The organism is Flagellimonas onchidii (assembly GCF_004804315.1).
GTDB classification, from domain to species: Bacteria; Bacteroidota; Bacteroidia; order Flavobacteriales; family Flavobacteriaceae; genus Flagellimonas; species Flagellimonas onchidii.
In genome coordinates this window covers 85866-107278 of record NZ_SRXX01000003.1, presented here as the reverse complement: position 1 = coordinate 107278, position 21413 = coordinate 85866, and the positions used below count along the sequence as shown (strand labels likewise).

At 39.0% G+C, this 21413-nt stretch carries 23 protein-coding genes; 2 read left to right on the top strand and 21 right to left on the bottom strand.

Going from position 1 to position 21413, the window contains the following annotated elements; all coding sequences use genetic code 11:
* Positions 1-18: 18 nt before the first annotated feature.
* From E4661_RS04405 to E4661_RS04340, 14 genes are all read right to left on the bottom strand, one after another.
* Positions 19-732, bottom strand: coding sequence for a response regulator transcription factor (locus E4661_RS04405; RefSeq protein WP_136465611.1), 714 nt, complete (start codon positions 730-732; stop codon positions 19-21).
* A 12-nt stretch (positions 733-744) separates the two neighbouring features.
* Complete coding sequence (locus tag E4661_RS04400; protein ID WP_136465610.1) at positions 745-2325, bottom strand: sensor histidine kinase; 1581 nt, start codon at positions 2323-2325, stop codon at positions 745-747.
* 64 nt (positions 2326-2389) lie between these two features.
* Entirely contained in the window at positions 2390-2989 is a 600-nt protein-coding gene (gene coaE / locus E4661_RS04395) for a dephospho-CoA kinase (RefSeq protein WP_136465609.1), read from the bottom strand.
* On the bottom strand, positions 2986-3942 hold the full coding sequence (locus E4661_RS04390; RefSeq protein ID WP_136465608.1) for a CdaR family protein: 957 nt from the start codon (positions 3940-3942) through the stop codon (positions 2986-2988). The genes coaE and E4661_RS04390 overlap by 4 nt, the downstream gene beginning before the upstream one ends.
* Before the next feature lie 2 nt (positions 3943-3944).
* Positions 3945-4952 carry a glycosyltransferase family 2 protein gene (locus E4661_RS04385; RefSeq protein WP_136465776.1) on the bottom strand — a complete coding sequence of 336 codons (1008 nt, stop codon included), beginning with the start codon at positions 4950-4952 and terminating at the stop codon, positions 3945-3947.
* A 55-nt stretch (positions 4953-5007) separates the two neighbouring features.
* On the bottom strand, positions 5008-5820 hold the full coding sequence (locus E4661_RS04380) for an enoyl-ACP reductase FabI (RefSeq protein ID WP_136465607.1): 813 nt from the start codon (positions 5818-5820) through the stop codon (positions 5008-5010).
* 87 nt (positions 5821-5907) lie between these two features.
* Positions 5908-7560 carry a DNA repair protein RecN gene (recN, locus tag E4661_RS04375; RefSeq protein ID WP_136465606.1) on the bottom strand — a complete coding sequence of 551 codons (1653 nt, stop codon included), beginning with the start codon at positions 7558-7560 and terminating at the stop codon, positions 5908-5910.
* 161 nt (positions 7561-7721) lie between these two features.
* A complete protein-coding gene (locus E4661_RS04370; protein WP_136465605.1) occupies positions 7722-8198 on the bottom strand; it encodes a hypothetical protein in 477 nt (158 codons plus the stop codon).
* Between the two features lie 104 nt (positions 8199-8302).
* A complete protein-coding gene (gene porD / locus E4661_RS04365) occupies positions 8303-9193 on the bottom strand; it encodes a type IX secretion system protein PorD (protein ID WP_136465604.1) in 891 nt (296 codons plus the stop codon).
* Positions 9186-10394, bottom strand: a complete 1209-nt coding sequence (coaBC, locus tag E4661_RS04360) for a bifunctional phosphopantothenoylcysteine decarboxylase/phosphopantothenate--cysteine ligase CoaBC (RefSeq protein WP_136465603.1) — start codon at positions 10392-10394, stop codon at positions 9186-9188. Before coaBC ends, porD begins: the two co-directional genes overlap by 8 nt.
* A 3-nt stretch (positions 10395-10397) precedes the next feature.
* A complete protein-coding gene (locus E4661_RS04355; RefSeq protein WP_136465602.1) occupies positions 10398-10724 on the bottom strand; it encodes a DNA-directed RNA polymerase subunit omega in 327 nt (108 codons plus the stop codon).
* A 20-nt stretch (positions 10725-10744) separates the two neighbouring features.
* Positions 10745-11560 carry an outer membrane protein assembly factor BamD gene (locus E4661_RS04350; RefSeq protein WP_136465601.1) on the bottom strand — a complete coding sequence of 272 codons (816 nt, stop codon included), beginning with the start codon at positions 11558-11560 and terminating at the stop codon, positions 10745-10747.
* 117 nt (positions 11561-11677) lie between these two features.
* The gene (gene dapA / locus E4661_RS04345; RefSeq protein ID WP_136465600.1) at positions 11678-12568 is read right to left on the bottom strand and encodes a 4-hydroxy-tetrahydrodipicolinate synthase; all 891 of its coding nucleotides are present in this window, start codon (positions 12566-12568) and stop codon (positions 11678-11680) included.
* Positions 12568-13101 carry a DUF6913 domain-containing protein gene (locus tag E4661_RS04340; RefSeq protein WP_136465599.1) on the bottom strand — a complete coding sequence of 178 codons (534 nt, stop codon included), beginning with the start codon at positions 13099-13101 and terminating at the stop codon, positions 12568-12570. Before E4661_RS04340 ends, dapA begins: the two co-directional genes overlap by 1 nt.
* 62 nt (positions 13102-13163) lie before the next feature.
* Between E4661_RS04340 and E4661_RS04335 the strand changes: the two genes are divergently transcribed.
* A complete protein-coding gene (locus tag E4661_RS04335) occupies positions 13164-13931 on the top strand; it encodes a 5'-nucleotidase C-terminal domain-containing protein (protein WP_240751408.1) in 768 nt (255 codons plus the stop codon).
* The gene (locus tag E4661_RS04330; protein WP_136465597.1) at positions 13932-14843 is read left to right on the top strand and encodes a metallophosphatase; all 912 of its coding nucleotides are present in this window, start codon (positions 13932-13934) and stop codon (positions 14841-14843) included. It abuts the gene before it with no gap.
* 64 nt (positions 14844-14907) lie between these two features.
* Here the strand turns inward: E4661_RS04330 and E4661_RS04325 are convergent, their stop codons facing one another.
* From E4661_RS04325 to E4661_RS04295, 7 genes are all read right to left on the bottom strand, one after another.
* Complete coding sequence (locus tag E4661_RS04325; protein ID WP_136465596.1) at positions 14908-16464, bottom strand: Ig-like domain-containing protein; 1557 nt, start codon at positions 16462-16464, stop codon at positions 14908-14910.
* A gap of 456 nt (positions 16465-16920) precedes the next feature.
* A complete protein-coding gene (locus E4661_RS04320; RefSeq protein ID WP_136465595.1) occupies positions 16921-17220 on the bottom strand; it encodes a hypothetical protein in 300 nt (99 codons plus the stop codon).
* Positions 17204-17632, bottom strand: a complete 429-nt coding sequence (locus tag E4661_RS04315; RefSeq protein ID WP_136465594.1) for a hypothetical protein — start codon at positions 17630-17632, stop codon at positions 17204-17206. The genes E4661_RS04320 and E4661_RS04315 overlap by 17 nt, the downstream gene beginning before the upstream one ends.
* Positions 17629-18024 carry a hypothetical protein gene (locus tag E4661_RS04310; RefSeq protein ID WP_136465593.1) on the bottom strand — a complete coding sequence of 132 codons (396 nt, stop codon included), beginning with the start codon at positions 18022-18024 and terminating at the stop codon, positions 17629-17631. Before E4661_RS04310 ends, E4661_RS04315 begins: the two co-directional genes overlap by 4 nt.
* Positions 18025-18034: 10 nt before the next feature.
* Entirely contained in the window at positions 18035-20029 is a 1995-nt protein-coding gene (gene ligA / locus E4661_RS04305) for an NAD-dependent DNA ligase LigA (RefSeq protein ID WP_136465592.1), read from the bottom strand.
* Complete coding sequence (prmC, locus tag E4661_RS04300; protein WP_136465591.1) at positions 20026-20913, bottom strand: peptide chain release factor N(5)-glutamine methyltransferase; 888 nt, start codon at positions 20911-20913, stop codon at positions 20026-20028. Before prmC ends, ligA begins: the two co-directional genes overlap by 4 nt.
* A 1-nt stretch (position 20914) precedes the next feature.
* Positions 20915-21400 carry a GNAT family N-acetyltransferase gene (locus E4661_RS04295; RefSeq protein WP_136465590.1) on the bottom strand — a complete coding sequence of 162 codons (486 nt, stop codon included), beginning with the start codon at positions 21398-21400 and terminating at the stop codon, positions 20915-20917.
* Positions 21401-21413 lie beyond the last annotated feature (13 nt).

The window sequence follows — 21413 nt, the reverse complement described above, 5'->3', positions numbered from 1 at the left end:
TTATTTTAACAAAGAGTTCTATTGGTTTTCGGCCTTGATAACCAATCTAAACCCTTCTCCATGGATATTCAGGATTTCTACCACATCGTCCCTCTTTAAATATTTTCTGAGCTTGGCGATGTAAACATCCATACTTCTTGACGTAAAGTAATTATCGTCCCTCCAGATTTTGGTCAACGCCAGTTCACGGGGCATCAAATCATTTTCGTGAAGTGCAAGAAGCCTAAGCAGTTCATTTTCCTTTGGAGAAAGCTTTACAGGCTCTTCTTCCTTATATTTTAAGAAACGAAGCTTGGAGTTCAGGTGAAAGTTGCCAATTTGAAACTCAAATTGTTTACTGTCGGCCAAAGTACTTGAGGCTTTTCTTTGAAGGATGGCCTTTAGTTTCATCAGCAATACCTCAGAATCAAAAGGCTTGTTCAAATAATCATCTGCACCCGCCTTATATCCTTTTAAAACATCCTCCTTCATGGTTTTGGCCGTAAGGAAAATAATAGGAACGTTTTCGTTCTTTTCCCTAATCTCCCTTGCCAAAGTAAACCCATCTTTATAGGGCATCATAACGTCCAAAATGCAGACGTCATAGTTATCCTTTTTAAACTTTTCGAAGCCTTCCATACCATTTTTGGCCAAGACCACGTCAAAATCGTTCATTGACAAATAATCCTTCAACACAATCCCAAAATTTGGGTCATCCTCAACTAACAGTATTTTCTTTTGTTCTGTCTCCATAGTTTTGTTTTTCTATATTAAGGGAAGCTTTATATAAAAGGTACTCCCTTTTCCTTTTTCACTTTCGGCGTAAACTTCGCCTTGATGATCTTCAATAATTCTTTTTACATAGGCCAACCCTAATCCATGGCCTTTTACATTGTGAATATCACCGGTATGCTCCCGGTAAAACTTTTCAAATACTTTTTTCAGGACCGCTTTGCTCATACCAGCTCCCTGGTCTTGAATTTTAATAATAATGTTGTTCTTGACTACCTCCGTAAAGACATCAATTTTTGGTGGTTCTGGAGAATACTTGATGGCATTGTCCAACATGTTCACAATCACATTGGTAAAATGCATATCATTAGCCAAAACTTCAGCTCTTTCTGCATCCAAATGCGCATTGATGTACCCACCCCTATTTTTCACTATCAACTCAACATGTGTAATGGCATCCGTCACAATTTCATGAGCGTCTACCCTATCTTTACTAATGTCCAATTGATTTTTTTCCAATTTGGAAATTCGTAAAACATTTTCTACCTGCGCATGCATACGTTTGTTCTCCTCACGAATCATGCCTAAATAACGCAGCACCTTTTCCTTATCTTCAATAGACTTTGGGTTTCTTATCGCCTCCACTGCCAAGTTAATTGTGGCAATGGGCGTTTTGAACTCGTGGGTCATATTGTTGATGAAATCCGTTTTTATTTCAGAAATCTGCTTCTGTTTTATCAATTGGTAAATGGCGCTAGAATAAGCGACCAATATGACCAACGTAAAAATCAATGACAACAAGGCCATTCCCATAATTGAACCGAAAATGAACTTTTTTTCCTTTGGAAAGGTAAGCAGTAAAGAAAAGTTGGTGTTTCCTTCACTATCCGTTAAAATCGGAGCTTCGTACATATTGGATTCAGAAAATTTGAATTTCTTCGATTTGATTTTGGTTGGATAGCCTTGGCTGTATACACCGTACTCAAAATCGATATCAATATTTCTGTTTCGAAGTTCCTGATCCAAAAGTAATTCCAGTTCTTGCTTGGCAATTCTTTTATGGATAGGCTGACTTTTTGCTTTCTCCATAAAAACATCTTCCCAAGCTGCTTTTTTAAGACTGGAAAGTCCTCCAAGCTTCTCCACTCTTTGCAGTGGAGTTAAGCCGTAGCTCTTGCCATCAAGCCCATGTTCTTCCTTAAAAACAACCTTAGTGCGCTTACTGGTGTAGTTTTTAACTGTTGTACTGTCTTCACTATCAGAATTATCAAAGAACGTAGATGATATATTATAATCCTCCTCCAAAATTCCATGGGAATAAAAGAGAATCTCATCAGAATTTTCATCTTTCTCCACAAAACCAAAACTACCCAACAAAGTAGTTTCAGGATTTCCTACACTATCCACAAGCGAAGCCAAACGATCTGAATATTCTTTGATTTCCCTTTTCTCTACCCTGCTCGCAACCTTATCCAGTATGTCTGTAACCGTTCTTGAGAATTGCTCCTCTTTATCGTTTATTGATGTTCTAATCCAATATACTTGAACAAAGATTATTCCTGTAAGGGATAAGCTCATCAAAATGACGAGAAGAACGAATAGCTTCTTGTTCATCGGGGTAAAATTAGAAATTTAACATTTAGGCCTTTCACCGTTTAACCTAACCTTAACAAAAATGTTAAAATTTTGAACGAGACTGCACATTATCAAGTTTTTGGTGCAGTTTTCCCACTTGTTTTTCGGTCACTTCCAAGTCAATATTTTCTATGCGAAAATGGGCCAATTCCATCTTTTCATCATCGTCCATTTGATGCTGCATTCGGTCTAGAATCTCCTGTTTTGAAACTCTGTCCCTAGCAAGTACACGCTCTAAACGTAGTTCCTTTGGCGCTGTTACCAACAGCACATAGTCATACCTGTCCTCCACTCCATTTTCAAATATCAAAGCGGTTTCTTGAATTACATAATTGGCGGTTTGGCTTTTCGTCCAATCCAAAAAATGTGCTTTTACTTCAGGATGTACGATATCATTCAACTGCTGCAAAAGTTCAGGATTCTTAAAAACCTTATCTGCAATATAACTTCTGTTCAAATCTTCTTTGGAATACGCTTTTTTTCCAAGTAGGGAAATAATGGCTTTCTTTATTTTCTTGGACGAAACCATTAATTGTTTGGCCTCAACATCTGAATCGTATACCGGCACTCCCAGTTTACGAAACATATTGGCGACGGTACTTTTGCCACTTCCAATGCCTCCGGTAAGTCCAACTACTATCATTCTTTCTCCAAAACAAAGTTTACCTTGTTTTCCAGTAATCTAGTCCCATAGGATTTTTCAGGTTTTTTAATCACTTGAAGAAAAAGTACATTATCACTGGAATTGTTCAATTGCTTATAATCCGCCACAACCTGAAAACTGGCTTCAGAAATTACCTTTAACTGTTCTATCGTAGCTTTACATACGATAGAAACCGTATTTGGAAAGGTCTTAATGGAATATCCCTCAGGAACGTTTATTGACTGAATCGGAACCTCATAAACTTTTTCTGAAAATTTTACCACTTGGCCCGACACCTCGGTTCGGCTTATTGAAAAAATACTGTTGGTCATATTTTTAGGGAACACTAATGAGGCCTCTTTTGAAAAGTCCGCTGCAATATTGGTCAACTCGATTTTTGTGGTTAAAATTTGTCTAAGTGTATCAATTTCGTTTGCCGGACCCTTTACCAAAACGGTTTGCGGGTCTACTGTAACCTCTCCATCTAAAATGTAGTTCGGTTCAAATTGAATATCCAGAATGGCTTTAATGGGCACTTCTTTGGATTTAACCTTGTACAAATCAACATAAAGTTCGTTCCTATATAAATCAACAAGAGAAACATTTTGGGAAAGTTGCCCTTCAATCTGTTTTTTCAGCGAGGCTTCAGGTAATTTGTACCGCCCGTCAACATATGAAACTTGAGATAAATCGATATTGATTTTTTTATTGATCACATTGAAATAAAAATGCCGAAAACCACTGGTTTCAATTTTCGCTTCCAAAAAATCAGAAGAATTATTCCCCAAAAACAAAGTGTCTGGCAGATTTCTATAATTTAGGTTAAAATTCGCCCTAGATTCATACGATTCGGACATGTTGCTCAGGAACCAAGCCAAAAAGGAACATAGTAAAAAAAGCAAAAATACTTTTACCTTTTTGTTGCTGATTCCCTTCAATAGTTTTTTAACCACTCTTATTTTCTTTTAAAGAAAAGCTTTGGAAACAATTCCTCAGGCTCCCTGTTACTAAAGTTAAGCAACGTCGTTGATTTTAAAAAACCCATGCCATATCCCGTAAATTGAGTCAACACTGCAAAAATTGCCAAAAAGGCCACTTTTATTTTTCCCGTACTCACCAACGAATGGATAAACAGAAGCAAAAAATAAACTCCAAATAATGCTATTGGAACTACCCATCCCGCCAACAATACAATAATGGAAAAGCATAAACTCAACATGAACAGCGTTGGAAACCAATAGGTGATTTTGGCGGTACCAGGGTGCCACTTATTCAAAATGGGTCGCACTTGTCCAAATTTATTCACTTGGATATAGAATTTATTCCAATCAATCCGTCTTTTATGATATACGAATGCTTTGGGAAACAATCTGGAATTGAAACCAGCTTTCCAAATTCGGAATGTGAGATCAGGGTCTTCTCCTGGATGAATTCTGCCGAATCCTCCTGCCTTTTCAAATGCTTGTTTGGAAATCCCCATATTAAAGCTTCGAGGTTGGAATTTACCCACCGACTTTTTTCCACCGCGAATACCTCCAGTGGTAAAAAGAGATGTCATCGCATAGTTGATGGCTTTTTGCACATCAGTAAAAGATGCATCTGCAGCATCTGGGCCGCCAAAACAATGCACAAACTCCTGATTCAACTCTTTTTGTACTTCAGAAAGGTATTGTTTGGGCAAAATGCAATCTGAGTCCAGAATTATGAAGTAGTTTCCCTTGGCTTTTTGCATGCCATAGTTTCTGGAATCTCCCGGACCGGAATTGGGTTTGAAATAATAGGAAATACTCAGGTTGTCATCAAACTTTTTTACAACTTCTTCTGAACTATCGGATGAGCCGTCTTCCACAACAACAATTTCATATTCTTCCTGAAAGTCTTGCTCATCAAGACTCTCCAGTAACTCCCTAATCTCCTCGGGTCTGTTATATACCGGAACTATTATGGAAAACTTTAATTGCATCATAAAACACAAAAGCCACCCTAAATAGGATGGCTTTATTAATCATCTCTTTTGCTTATTTGCTAAATTCATCTATTACTTCCTGACTTACGCCGGTATTGGAGAACCCACCATCATGGAACAAGTTCTGCATAGTAACTTTCTTGGTCAAATCAGAAAATAGACTCACTGTATAATCCGCGCAGTCCGCTGCAGATGCATTTCCCAGTGGAGACATTTTTTCAGCATAATTTATAAATCCATCAAATCCTTTGACACCTTGACCCGCAGTGGTTGGTGTTGGTGATTGGGAAATGGTATTGACTCTTACTTTTCTCTCCTTTCCATAGAAATATCCGAAGCTTCGTGCTACAGATTCCAAATACGCCTTGTTATCGGCCATATCATTATAGTCTGGAAAAGTTCTTTGGGCGGCCATATAGGTCAAGGCAACAATACTTCCCCATTCATTCATAGCATCTTCCTTGAACAAAGTCTGCATTACCTTATGAAAGGAAAGTGCGGAAACATCCCAGCCTTTTGCCGTGAAATCATATTTTTCATCCGTATAGGCCCTTCCTTTACGAACATTTACGGACATACCGATGGAGTGAAGCACAAAATCTAATTTCCCGCCAAGAATTTCCATAGATTTTGTCACCAAATTTTGTAAATCTTCCTCATTGGTAGCATCTGCTGGGATTATCTCTGAACCGGTTTTTGCCGCCAATTCCTTTATTTGACCCATTCGCATTGCAATGGGCGCATTGGTCAAAACAAATGTACCGCCTTCTTCATGAACACGTTCAGCAGTTTTCCAAGCAATGGAATTCTCATCCAATGCTCCAAAAATAATTCCTCTTTTGCCTTTTAAAAGATTGTATGCCATATTCTATTTATCGTTGGTTTTGCCGACAAAGATATTTATTCTTGTCGAGTTTTGTGTTTTTGATTTTAATGTTCGAAACGGTTAGTACTATTGTAGCAGTTGCCTCGCATGAGCCAAGGCAGATTCCGAAAGTGCCTTGCCTCCCAACATTTCTGCCAGTTCACTTATTCGCTCATCTGCGTTAAGTATTTTCATCTGAGTCGTAGTTCCGTTAGCCCCCTCTTCTTTAAAGACCTTAAATTGTTGTTTGCCCTTGGATGCCACCTGAGGTAAATGTGTAATCGAAAAAACTTGCATGGTATTTCCCATTTGTTGCATGATTTCTCCCATACGATTTGATATTTCCCCCGAGACACCGGTGTCTATTTCATCGAACATCATAGTCGGTAGGTGTTCGTATTCGGCCAAAATCGACTTTATAGTCAACATAATACGTGAAAGTTCCCCCCCTGAAGCTACTTTTTTAAGTTCTCCAAAATCAGAACCCGTATTGGCCGAAAACAAAAACGTTAGATTATCCTTACCGTTGATTTTAAAAGAATTAGATGGATTTACCTCAATTTTAAATGTAGCTGAAGGCATCCCCAATCCATAAAGACTTTCTTGTAGCATTTTCTTCAGCTTCGGGAGTACTGCACTGCGAGCTTTGCTAATTTTTATGGCCCATTTCTCGGTCTCCTCTTCCATTCGGGCGACTTCCGATTCTTTTTCCTTGATTTTTGATTCAATATCTTCGACCAGACCTACCTTTTCCGACAACTCATCTCTAATCGCTATCAACTCACTTACTGATGCTACCTGATGTTTTTTCTGAAGGTCATACAGTTGTTGCAATTTTGTGTTTACCTCATTCAACTTCTCCGGGTTGGCCTCTACTCCATCTTTTAATCGTTCCAATTCTCCAGAAATATCATCCATTTCAATGAAAACCGATTGAATACGTTGGTTCAACTCACCAAAACTGTCTCCATACCCAGATAGGTTTTGGAATATGTGTTTTAAATCAGAAAATCTACCCAGCAACCCCAATTGTTCATCATTCATCAACTGATGCCCTTGGGATAGCAGTTCCAGAATTTGTTCAACATTGTTCAATTGCCCATATTCTGTTTCCAATTCTTCCTGCATTCCTTCCTTTAAGGAAACAGTTTCCAATTCTTGCAACAGAAAGCTGTTATAGTCTTGTTCCTTGGTGGAGTTTGATTGAAAATCCAATAACTCTTGCAATTGATCAGCCGCTTTTTTGAACCGTTCCAATCTTTTTGCATAATTGTCAAGGTTCACCTCATTCTTAGCCAAGGCATCTATCACCTTGAGCTGAAATTCATTCTCGGTTAACTGAAGTGTTTGATGCTGCGAATGCACATCAATCAATTGTTCCCCAAGTTTCTTCAATACATCTAGAACAACCGGAGAATCATTTACGAAAGCTCTCGATTTACCACTGGGCAAAATCTCCCTTCGAAGTATGGTCAAATCCTCGTAGTCCAAATCATGTTCTGCAAAAAATTTATCCAGCTTGTATTTTGAAACTTCAAATTCGGCTTCAATGATACACTTCTGTTCTTTGTTTTTAAGCGTGGATAAATCGGCTCGCTTACCCAATACCAACGAAAGCCCACCCAACAAAATTGATTTCCCTGCTCCTGTTTCGCCCGTAATGGTAGTGAAACCATCTGAAAACGAAACATTCACATCGTCAATTAAGGCATAATTCCGAATTGAAAGATTTGTAAGCAATGTCGAAGATTTTCCCCGTAAATATAAATCTCTTTGGAGAAATGGACTAGTATTTTATTTTATCAATAAGGACAAATTAGTTGGTTTATAAAAGTCTCGTGCCTTCTTCTCTACCAATCAAAAAAGAGAGAGGCTTTAAACCCCTCTCTTTTTCCATTTTATTATTTGGTCCAATCCGTTTTACCTTTTAGCTTTTCAATGCTCACTATATCTTGAGCGTAGAAAATTCCCTTCTTCATTTTCTTGCCTTTAACCTTTACCACTATTTTTTCTTTATCTCTATCTAGATTTTCAAGATTAGGCTTCAATTTGGAATATTCTTCCTCAGAGGTAAAAACATTGATTATTTTTCCCTTTTTGGTTTTCATCTTAAAATGAGGCTGGTCTATAAGGTTTTCTTGAGCCAAATATTCATAATAGTTCCTAACTTCTAGCTCACTACTGCTCAGCGAATCCTTACCCACTCCAGTCCTTATTTTATCCAAAGCGTTTTCAATATCGTCTCTCGGCATACCATACATACTGCCATAAACATCAATTAGCTTTATATAAATTTCTCCACTTACCGTTAGGCTACTTTGGTTTTCACCTATGCACCCAAGTGTACTTATTGTAAGAAGTAAAAAGAATTTCCTCATTGGAGTATTTGATATATAAATAACAGTTTCAAGCTTCATTAGCCATGAACGAAGAATATACCATTAAATCTAGAAACTTCTCACTTATAATTTATAGATGCTCCTTAATATTTGATTTCATTCCAAGTACTGGAATAAAACGGAGCTACCTTATTAAGGGTTTCCTTGAGTTTGACCACATCCACTTTTGGGCCATCTGAGAAGATGTTTCGGATTTCTTCTGATTTTGCATCAAAGAAGGTTTGGATTAAAAAAGCATTAGGTCTTCTTTTAATCAAAGTTTCAAAGAGACGTAGGCTTCCAGCGATTATCTGCTTACCTGTGCTGTTATTGTCCCCCAAAATATCTAGCCCCTTTCTGTGGTAGTTGTACATGGCTATGCGATATTCCCTAAAAGAATTACTCAAAAGATTATCCACCAATTCGAATCGGCTTCTTTCTCCGGTTTCTTGACTCCACCCAGTGGAACTAGAGCCTTGAGCTTGGGTAACAATATTTTGGGCTTTTCTATACATATCATCTCCACCTTCCAATGAAAAAGTATCAGCATCTAATCCCAAAATAATGTATACATAATAGGAGATAACCGCTACCAAATTGGATTCAAAGGCATTTTCATTATACGCCAAGGGTTGAAATTCTTGGTATTGAAAATTGAACACATCATCTTTATAGTTAAAGATTGGGCTCTCATAGGAGGTATTATATGCAGGTCTGGAAGATTGTATTTGAATGTTGGCTTCAAAACGATCCGACTCGTATTGTGTAACCGTAATGAACATTCTGGCATTTACCCTTTCATTCTCCTTATAGGTCCGATTCGTCCATTTGTTTTTGTTCACAAAATCATTTAGTGAACGTTCCAACGTTCTAAAAATCTGTTGGTTGGTCTGACTCACCTGATCTGAATTGACCGTAATAGTACAATTCAGCTCTTGAGCCAAGGCAGAAACTGAAAAGGATAATAAAAAAACAGTTATTAAAAAGTTACGCATGAATTCTGGCGATAATTTCTTCCCAAATGTCCGAAGCAACTTCAGGCTTCGTCTTCAAACCAAACGTTTTTATCTCTAAATTCTTATCAATAAAGGAGATTTTATTAGTGTTCTTTCCAAAACCGGCTCCAGCGTCTTTTAAAGAATTCAGCACAATCGCATCCAAGTTTTTACGCTTCAGCTTTCCTTTTGCGTTTTCAAGTTCATTTTCGGTCTCAAGTGCAAAGCCTACCAAAAACTGGTGCTCTTTTTGCTCACCCAGGGAAAATAGGATATCTGGATTACGCTCTAATTCAATTTGAAGATCTCCATCCTTCTTTTTTAATTTTTCAACTGCCACATGTTTTGGGCGATAATCTGCTACTGCCGCTGCCAGAACGGCCACATCTGTATCTTTGAAATGTTTATGACAGGCATCGTACATTTCCTGTGCAGAGGTAATCCGAATCAAATCAATCGTAACCCCTTCATCTATCGTAAGGTTTGTAGGGCCAGAAACCAAAACCACCTTACCCCCCAAATCGGCCGCCCTTTTTGCAAGTTCAAAACCCATAGTTCCAGAGGAACGGTTTCCTAAAAATCGTACCGGGTCAATTGCTTCATGTGTGGGGCCTGCCGTAATCAATATCTTCTTTCCACTTAAAGGAAGGTCCTTTGTCAAATCTTTGATGAGAAATTGAACAATTGTTTCGGGTTCAGCCATACGTCCCTCCCCATGAAGTCCGCTTGCCAATTCACCTGTTTCAGCAGGAATCATGGTGTTCCCAAAAGATTCCAACTTATCAAACGACGCTTTTGTAGAAGGGTGACGGTACATGTCCAAATCCATTGCAGGAGCAAAATAAACCGGACATTTAGCAGATAAATAAACGGCCATGAGCAAGTTATCACAGGTGCCATTCGCCATTTTGGAGAGTGTATTGGCCGTTGCCGGGGCAATTATCATCAAATCTGCCCAAAGACCAAGCTCTACATGATTGTTCCATGATAGGCTCCCATCCTCTTGATTGACAAAGTCCATCAAAACTGGATTTTTAGAGAGCGTAGAAAGCGTTAACCGGGAAACAAAAGAGCTGGCACTCTGGGTCATTACAACTTTGACCTGGGCACCAGCTTTTATCAAAAGCCTAACAAGAAAAGTGGTTTTGTACGCAGCAATTCCTCCGGTAATGCCCAAAAGAATGTTTTTACCGCGAAGCATTTCTTAGGCGTCTTTCTCTGTGTTTCTGTAATAGATTTTATCTTCTAACCATTCCAAAACAGCTAATGCATGTGGTTTTGGAAGTTTTTCGTAGAACTTGGAAACCTCAATTTGTTCCTTGTTTTCAAATACTTCTTCCAGGCTATCGCTATAGGTGGCAAACTCTTCCAACTTCTCCAGCAATTCCTTTTTTATTTCAGAATTGATTTGGATAGCCCTTTTTGAAGCAATTGAAATTGCCTCATAGATGTTATTTGTTTTTTCATCGAACTCGTTTCTGTTGTGTGTAACTGTGGAAACGGGTGCTTTTGTGTTTTTCAGATCTTGCATAGACTGAGTGTTTAAACTATTTATTTGGAAGTGGCAAATTGCGCCAATTCTTTTTGAATTTTTTCTACTAGGTTATCCGCCTTCTTTTTGAACTTTGTTTCAGGGAAATAGCGCAAAAGATTGTTGTAAGATGCTTGAGCTTCTTCCAAACGTTCTTTCTTTTTGCTATCAATACTGTTCAAAGCCAAATTGGTAGTAGCCTCAATACGGTAGTACAGTGCTTCCTCTCTGTAAATAGAACCCGGATTATCGGAAATAAAATTGTCAAGTGCCGTAATTGCCGAAACCAAAATCGGGTAATTGAATTCTCCTAACTTATTAAATTGTTTGGCTATTTCCAGTTGTTTTTTCTCTTTTTTGGCTGTAAGCTCCTTGGCCATGGTATTTGCTTCATCAAAAAATTCAGAATCAGGGTAAGTATTGATGAAAGATTGTAGCTTGGCCAAAGCTTTATCAGTGTCAGTTTGGTCCAAGGAATATGCAGGTGAAAGCTTATAATAGCTTTTCGCACCTAAAAACGAAGCTTCTTGAATTTTATCGCTTCGTGGATATGATTTTATAAAGCGCTCAAACTGATACCCTGCCAAATAATAGTCCCTTGTCTTAAAATAGGTGTCCGCGAAAAAGAACATGACCCGCTCTCCCTGGGGTTTGCCCACATATTTGGGGGCAATTTGCTCAAAAAGCCGCTTGGCTCTTTTGTAATCCCCCTCATCATAGAACTTCTGGGCCATATCATACTTGGGCTTAATATCCTCGTTTTTAAGTACTTTTTGGTACTCACTACATGATACAAACACCAATGCTGTTATAAGTAATAGGAAAACCGACCTCATTTTCGAAAAATATTTTGCAAAATTAGTGAATATCACCCGATTTAAAAAATTGAATGATTATCGAAATTAAGGTCAAGATTATGCTTCAACCAAGGTTTTGGCTAAGATTTAACAACCTTAGGCGTAAACCTTATTAAAGGATTTCAAGAAATCTGTGATTTTAGATTTCAACTTTGGAGAAGCTTCTAACAATGGTAAACGGACACTTGAGCCGCAAGTTCCCAATGATTCAAACACACTTTTTATTCCTGCCGGGTTTCCTTCTTCAAAAATCAATTGCATCAAAGGCTGCAATGCATGGTGAAGTTCGTAAGCTTTTTCTGCCTCTCCATTTAGCCCTAATCGTATCATTTGTGAAAATGATTTGGGCATGCCCTGTCCCAAAACCGAAATCACCCCTGCTCCACCAGCTAAAACCGTTGGTAATGCGGTGAAATCATCTCCAGAAAGTACCAAGAAGTCCTCTGGTTTATCCTTTAAAATTTTATCAATCTGAACCATATCACCACAAGCTTCTTTAATAGCTATAATGTTAGGAATCTCATGTGCCAATCTCAAGGTGGTTTCTGGGAGCATATTACTCCCCGTTCTTGCAGGAACATTGTATAGTACTATCGGTTTCAGTGATGCTTCAGCGATAACTTTGAAATGTTGGTAAATTCCTTCTTGGGTAGGTCTATTATAATATGGAGATACCGATAATATAGCCTCAAAATCGGATAGGTCCGTTTGCGTAAGTTCTTCAACTATGGCTGCAGTATTATTGCCTCCCACGCCCAATACCAAAGGTAATCGACCTGCATTGGCCCGTACAATTACATCTATGACCAATTGTTTGTCCGCTTTAGACAATGTTGCTGATTCTGCAGTAGTACCCAATGCCACCAAATAATCCATTCCCCCTTGAATACAATGTTCAACAACACGTTCAAGGGCCTGCACGTCCACCGAGAAATCTTTATTAAATGGTGTTACCAAAGCAACACCCGTCCCCACCAATTGTTCCATTACAATTCTTTTAAAACCTTTAAATACTTTTTTAGCTCGCTCTTAAACATTTCAAAGTCGGACAAAGGTGTGTTCAGAATTAAATCGTTGATTTTGGGATCTAAGGCTCCAAAACCTACTTTTAATCTGGCGGGAGTTTTTACAGACAACAACTTCATCATCAAGTTGTCCTCAGTATAGTAATTGATCAATATATCATACTCCCTGCCTAAAAATTCGAGCACATACCCGTTTTCTATAACTCCCTTCCATCCTAAATCCCGATCTGAGAACATTTGTATGGCATAAGGGGAGTTTTTATCATACTCTCTTTTGTACCCAATAATTTTTATGGCATTTGGCCTTAACGAAAAATCATCAATCAGTTCATAAAACACTTCCGCATTCGGAAAACTGTCAACGTCCACAATACAGCCAATACTAGTAATCCCTTTGTCCCTTTCTATTGTTTTGGGAGGCTTTTCCATTTCCTCCTTTAAACATTTAAGACCCGATTTAACCTTAAATTTATCCTGGAACCCTTTTAAAAACATAATTTTTATGCATTTTTACAAAGGTAATTATTCCATTAGGATTACTTTACAAAGATAAGAACGTGTATATTTTAAAATTAAAACAATTTGTTGCATTCGTAACTTTTTGTTTATTGGTTTCTTGCGGACAAAAGCAAGGACAACTTTCAGAGATTCAGGGAAAACAATTAGAAATTGACGATACGCTGGTAAGCAACGACTCGATTTCAGCCTATATTGCACCCTTCAAAAACAGAATCAATCAGGTTTTGGACAGCACTTTGGCCTATGCCCCGGAATCCATTCCGTTGGATGATGCTGAGCATAATACTTCAATGGGGAATTTGATGGCAGATATCGTTTTTGCCGAAACCGCCCCCGTCTTTAAGACGCAAACGGGCAAAGATTTGGATTTTGTTGTATTGAATCGAGGTGGCATCCGTAGTATTATTTCCAAAGGAAATGTATCGGCGCGAAATGCCTTTGAGATTATGCCTTTTGAAAACTACATCTCCGTAGTGGAATTGAATGGTTCGGCGGTAAGGAAACTAATCACATTTCTGATGGAGGCTTCTAGAGTACACCCCATTGCTGGAATGCAGATTGTATTGAACAAAAATGGCGGATTGGAATCCGTGGATATCCAAGGAAGCCCTTTTGACGAAACCCGCAACTATTATGTAGCCACCTCTGATTATTTGGTTCAGGGTGGACCAAGCATTGGTTTTTTCAATGATATGGTCAATGTGACAGATACTGGTTATTTACTTCGAAATGCCATTATTGACCATTTTAAAAAGATAGATACCGTAAAATCATCTGTTGACAATAGATTTATTCAACTCAAGTAAATGAAGCGAAGGGATTTTATTATAAACACAGCCGCAACATCCACTTTTGTTGGATTAGGAGGGCTTAGCCTTAACTCCTGTCAAGGATTGGGTTCTAAACAAGTTACCATTTTGCATACCAATGATGTGCACAGTCACATAGATCCATTTCCAAAATCACATTCGCTCTACCCGAACCTAGGTGGTGTAGCTCGAAGAGCCAGTCTTGTTGAACGGATTCGAAATGAAAATCCCAATACTTTACTTTTGGATGCAGGAGACATCTTCCAGGGCACTCCATACTTTAATTTTTATGGCGGTGAGCTTGAGTTTAAACTGATGAGCAAACTCAAGTATGATGCTGCAACCATTGGAAATCATGATTTTGACAACGGAGTTGATGGATTGCTCGCTCAAATTCCCAATGCGACCTTTGATTTGTTATCGGCGAACTATGATTTTTCCAACACGGTGTTGGATGGTTTTGTAAAACCATATAACATCTATTTATTGGACAATATCAAAATTGGCGTCTACGGAATTGGGATTCAGTTGGATGGTCTGGTCACCAAACGACTTTATAAAGAAACTGTTTATCTTAATCCATTCGAAATTGCGTTGGACACAGAGCGAAAGCTTAAGGAAGAAGAACATTGCGACCTTATTATCTGTCTCTCACATTTGGGGTATGATTATGATAGTCCTGACAGACCTTCGGATACACAATTGGCCCAACGAACCCATTATACAAATTTGATTATTGGTGGACACACCCATACGTTTTTGGAAAATCCGGAAGTATATACCAATCAGCAGGGAAATCCGGTTTTGGTTAATCAAGTAGGTGCCTATGGGTTAAACTTGGGCAGAATTGATTTCTATTTTGATCAAAACAAGAATGCCAAGGCCAACGGGGTGAGCATAAAAGTATAGTTGCAAAAAAGCTGCCCTCCATAAACGAAGAACAGCTCCCGTAATGACAGTGTTTAGGTCTTTGTTACAATTGTTCAAAAACAAATAGGCGAGTTTTTCGCTCTATTTCTTCTGTTTTTCTTCCGAACTTAACATCAATATATTCGTCGTAGCCAGAATAGTTGTCCCTATCTTCCAATAAGAGTGTAATGGCTTCTACATCTTTAAAGGCAATATCCGTGCTGTTGAAAACCCCATTGGTCGTTTCGAAAACTTCTGTAGGTATGGGCGGAAAGGTGATATTATCATCGCTGGAATAACTTTCCCAGTTAAACATAAAACTACCCGACACAGCAACTTGAAAGGTAGCCTTTAGAAAATCGAAATTATCTGTGGAAGTTGCCGTAATATCAAGCTCGGATAATGTTTTGTTATCTGCTAAAAAGGTCGCATTCAATTTTTTCATGGATGTCAACACCCCATCATAGTCTTCATGTACATAGTGCTTGCCATTTTCTTGTATTCTCACATTGGTATAGTAATGGTCAAATACCTCATCTTCATCCTTGGGAACATGAAAATTTGCTTCGAACGTATCTCCCCCAACAGCTGCATTTTCGCGGTACACTGTCACGGCTGGGGAAAAACGACCTGGTGCAGTATGTCCCTGAACCAATAAGCTAACTGTATTTGCAGAGCCATCATCTGTAAAAGTATAGCCTTCCATTGGAGAATCCATGGCACTTAGCGGGAGAACATGATCTCCAGCGCCAAAATTTATGGCATGATAATAGCCCACATCTCCAACTCTTAGATATACATAACCAAGATCAAATTCTTCGTAAACTGTGAATGAACGTTGTGTATTATCGGTAATTGGGTTGGTGTTGCCTCCAGAGAAAATCAATGCATAATCATGATCAAGCACTTCGGTAAAAGTTACATTGGCTTCGCCCAATTCGGAACCAAAGTCAGTCGGTGTAGATGGGACAGGATGGAAATCACCAGGGGTTACTCCATGATAAGTGGTTATCTCTCCTTGGTTTACATCATCTTTTATATACTCCAAAAAATGAACATCAAAAGTTTCTCCCCCAAAATCATCTGGCCGCTGAACTGCTTCGTCAAATGTATCACTTGTAATCTGTGCCACATAAAGAATTTCTCGTTCGGGCGCAGGACTGGTGATATAGGTGAAATTTGCCACATTTGTATCACTCTTCAGGTATCCATCATAAAGGTAATAGTCCAACAAAAGATTCTTCACATTTACATTTACCATGGATGTAGCAGTTTCTCCTTCATTATCCGTCACTACAGCCTTTAGCTCTACAACTCCATCTTCCACTCCTTTGCTATTCCAATTAAAAGTAAAGGGTGCAGTTGCAACCTCAGCTTCTTTAGCGTCATTGACAAACAATTCCACCTTTGCAACGGCGCCGTCACTATCAGCTGCATTCAATTCAACCGTTATAGTGTTCCATAACGTTCCTGTATCAGCGGTTGGGCTTACAAATGATACGGTAGGTGCCTGATTTTCGGGTTCTGGGGTCGGTGGTGTTGGTTTAGGGTCATCGTCTTTGCTACAAGACAAGACAATCAATGCAGCAAAAGCTGCGTAAACTAATTTCTTTGCTTTCATCTTTTTTTTAAAAGGTTGAGGCCGCAATTTCCAAGTTTACCTGCTTTGGTCAACACATGGATTGACGAATGCCCAGTTTGGATTGATAAATGAGCGTCCTGAGACAATACTTAGACGAACGGTAGTTTAAATCAGATGAATGACCATAGATAAAGAAAGTTGGAATGAAAAAGGTCAAACGTGAGAAGTAAGTAATTTGCTAAAGCTTCTAACTAGGAATAAAGGAAAAATGAGTGAAAGGGAGATTAGGAAAAGTCATTCCAATAACTATATGCCTTAAAAGGTGACTACAGTGGAACAAAAAAGAAAAGATTTGAAAGCTATTTGTTTATTTCATAACAATAACCGTATTTTGCGCGGGTTTTTAAACAATTGGGTTCTAGCGAACCTTGTTTTTATGTCCTAACTCAAATAAACCGAACTGGTAGACGATGCCGGGCAAATTGCTCGGCATTTTTATTTGATAACGAACTCCACAAGCTCTTTGAGTTCTTCCTGCAAAGTATGTTTCGGAAAAGGTCTGTTTGCTTGTCTGTACCAATACCCTGCATTCCTGTCATCACCTTCTTTCCTGTGCAGATAAGCATGTATCCAACTTCCTAATGGGGTGTGCAAATCTTGAGCAATATTGTGTGAGGCATTCCAATCTCCTTTGGCATCCCACCATAAGGCTTGCAATGCCAATGGCCATTTCCTATCTGGAGACGGATTGCTAATTGATTCTAGAAAAGTCGGAAAGTTATTTGGAAGACCCACTTAAAACAAATTGAGGCCATGCAAAATGAGCGAGCAATCCCCCACCTATCATTACAACCAGATGTACCATGTTATCCAAATCTTTGGGAAGAAATTGACCAAGTACCGCCAAAACCAAAATCACTGCGGTAAAAGCAAAAACACCAGAGATTTCGTTCTTTTTTACTTCGACTTTTCTACCATAAAATATTTTAGAAAAGAGTCCGCCAAGCAAAAAATTCAACCATATCAAACTTGTTCGATTTTCTTTAATCACCTTGCTGAAAGTAGGAATTTCATCGTTTGACAATCCCAAAACTACCAAAACCACATCAGCCATTATCATTAAACCCAATATGGAAGCTATCACAATCTTGGCGATTTTAATTGTGTTTTTGTTTTTCTTTACAATCAAGTCTATCATATTGCTCATATATAGTTCATTGACCAAAAAAGGTGACCATAGACAAGTCCCAACACCAACAAAATGCTCAAAGCCCATATTGGGATTTTCTTTTCTAGACGCAACGCATAAGCAATTCCAATACTCAATAGCGCTCCTCCAAAAAGTATAAGCACGGGATACATTGAATTGGACATGCGAAAATCAGGGTTCTTTGTCCCCAAAAATAGATGTCCCATTATCGCTCCTAAAGCAAAAGGAATGAAAAAGAGTTTGTTTTGGGCCGCTTTTAGAAGGATAATGTTTGAAGTATCTTCTTTTGTTTCGTTTACATTGAGTACCACCTCAATGATCACATAGAGAATCGCAAAACCAATCATGATGTAGGTTACTATTTTATCATATTCTCCAAGAAAATCCATAGTTCTAAAATTATAACATTTTTAGAAACTCTTGCTCCGAAATAATAGGCACGCCCAAACCTTCCGCTTTTGTCTTTTTACTGGGGCCCATATTGGCACCAGCTACCAAAAAACTGGTTTTGGATGAAATGGATGAAGATACCTTGCCCCCATTATCCTCTATAAGTTTTTTCAATTCGGTACGCCCTATGGTCTCAAACACCCCCGAAACCACAAAAGTTTGCCCTTTCAATTTATCGGATTGGTTTTCCAACTGTTCTTCGGAAAGTGAGAATTGTAATCCATATGATTTTAATCGCTCTACAATTTTTACGTTGGTGGGGTTAGCGAAGAATTGCACCACGCTTTCGGCAATTCTACCTCCAATTTCGTCCACACTCACCAGCTCCTCCTCGGATGCAGCCTTTAATGCATCGATGTTCTTATAGGCTTTGGCCAACTTTTTGGCCACCGTTTCGCCTACATATCGAATGCCTAAGGCAAAAAGCACCCTTTCAAAAGGGATAGTCTTTGACGCTTCTACCCCGTTGACCAAATTCTCGGCCGATTTTTCGGCCATCCGCTCTAAAGGCATTACCTGTTCCTTGGTAAGCACATATAAATCAGCATAATTGGCGATGAGCCCTTCTTTGAATAGAAGTTCCACCGTTTCACTGCCCATGCCCTCAATATCCATTGCTTTTCTTGAAATAAAATGCTGAATTCTCCCAGTAATCTGGGTAGGGCAACCGGTATCATTAGGACAAAAATGCTGGGCCTCTCCTTCTTTTCGAATCAATTCGGTCTCACATTCTGGACAATGTTGAATGTACTGGGTAGGGTGCGAACCTTCAGGGCGTTTTCCAAGGTCAACCGCAATAATCTTGGGGATAATCTCCCCTCCTTTTTCTACAAAAACAGTGTCTCCTTCACGAATGTCCAACTTTTCAATCTGGTCGGCATTGTGCAAGGAAGCTCTTTTGACCGTAGTACCAGCAAGTAGAACCGGCTCAAGATTTGCCACAGGGGTAATAGCACCTGTTCGTCCCACTTGATAGGTAATCTCATTCAACACCGTTGATACCTGTTCAGCCTTAAATTTATATGCCATGGCCCATCGGGGGGCCTTGGCCGTATATCCCAACTCTTCTTGATAGCGTAGACTATTTACCTTGATGACCACACCATCAGTTTCATAAGGTAAGTCATGTCGATGCACATCCCAGTGCTCCACAAATTGCATAACCTCATTGGTGGTTTTGCAATGTTTGGCCACAGTCGGCACCTTAAAACCCCATGAACGGGCTTTGTCCAACATTTCAAACTGAGAGGTAATCTCAAGGTTCTTGCCCACGATACTATATAACAAACACTCCAGGGGTCGTTCTGCAACCAATGCACTATCCTGTAATTTTAAACTTCCTGAAGCTGTATTACGTGGATTCATGTAGGGTTCTTCGCCATTGGCAATACGCTCTTGGTTCATTTTGGCAAATCCTTCCAAGGTCAAAATAATTTCCCCCCGGATATCAAATTTGGGCGGATAGTCTCCTTTTAACTGCAAAGGAACCGATTTTATGGTCTTTATGTTTGTGGTAACATCATCCCCTTGATAACCATCACCACGAGTGACAGCCCTCACCAACTTTCCGTCTTCATAGGTAAGGCTGATGGAAGCGCCATCATACTTTAATTCACACGTGTATTCAACGGGCACATCCCCTAAAATGCGTTGGATGCGCTTTTCCCAATCCTCGAGGTCATCTTTGGAATACGAATTGTCCAGAGAGTACATGCGGTGTTCATGTTGAATGGTCTCAAAATTTTTGGTCACTGCACCTCCTACCCTTAACGTTGGGGAGGTCTCATCATAAAACTCCGGATTTTCCTCCTCTAATTTTTGAAGTTCCTTTAGCTTAACATCAAACTCATAATCGGAAATGGTAGGATTGTCCAACACATAATAATTATGATTGTGTTCGCGAAGTTCATCTCTTAAAGATGTTATTTTTTGTTGGATGGTCATGGTCTAATTCCTTTAAGCAGTCTGTGATTTCCAAAAATGTCTTTCCGCAGCTCAATTTCCAAAAAATTATGCGCTTCTAAAAGTGCTTTAGTCTCCTTTCCCAAATATTGGTTGATTTCAAAAAACAAACTTCCATTTTCTTTTAAACGGGTTTTTGCAAATTGAGTAATGGCATCGTAAAAAAGTAAGGGATTGTTATCGGGTACGAAGAGGGCCAAATCGGGTTCATGTTCCAGTACATTTTTTTTCATTTCCTCTTTCTCCAACTCGCGCACATAGGGTGGATTGGAAACGATAATGTCAAATTGAAGCTCAAGTACAGATTCAAACTCAGAATACAGTTCAAACTCAAGTTCGGGATTAAGGATATCTTTTTGAAGAAAAGTGACCTCAACATTGTTTAACATGGCGTTTTGTTGCGCAACCTTCAAGACCTTTTCAGATATGTCCATGGCATAAACTTTAGCATTTGGCAAGTTTTGGGCCAATGAAACGGCTATGCAACCACTTCCTGTACCTATATCTAAAATCCTAAGGTTTCGACTACGCTCAGCCTGACATTCCTCAAGAATCCATTGAACCAGTTCTTCCGTTTCCGGTCTTGGAATAAGCACGTTTTCATCCACTTTAAATTCCAAATCCATAAAATGGGTGCTACCTAATATATATTGTATAGGTTTTTCCTTTTTGAGTTCGGTTACCACTCTAAAAAGGGGAGTTTCTTCCTCTTTTGTTAATACAAGGTTAGGTTGAAGGACCAAGGCAAAGCGTTCGAGTTTTAAATAGTGCTCAATGGACAAGTAAAAAAAAGTGTCTATTTCTCCTTCGGGATAGGTTTCACCCAGTTCTTTGTGAAAAATGTTCTTTATTTCCCGTAACAGCACATTAAAGTTTTTTAATCATCCAAACTGGACAGGCGTAATGGCCCGTATCTCCCATACGCTCTTCCAAATATTCAAAACCGTATTTGTTATAAAGTTTTTGGGCAGCCTTCATATAGGGCATGGTTTCCAAATAGCATTGCTCAAACCCAAACTCCTTAGCTTTTTCCAAACAAACGGAAATCAATTGTGCACCAAAACCTTTTCCACGAACCTCAGGTGAAACATACATTTTTTGAAGTTCACAAATATTGCCCTCGTAATTTTCTAACTGAGCTAATCCAGCACATCCTATTATTTGCCCTTTATCCTCAATCACAAAATAAGCAGCCTTTGAATTATTGTACGCCGAGTACATATCATCCAACGCTTTATCGGCATAGGCAGACCCTACTTTTGGCACTCCCATTTCCAACAGTACCTCTCGAATCAAAACAGCTACCTGCTTATTATCCTCACGGGTTATTTCCCGAATGACAACATCACCCATATTGCATTTTATT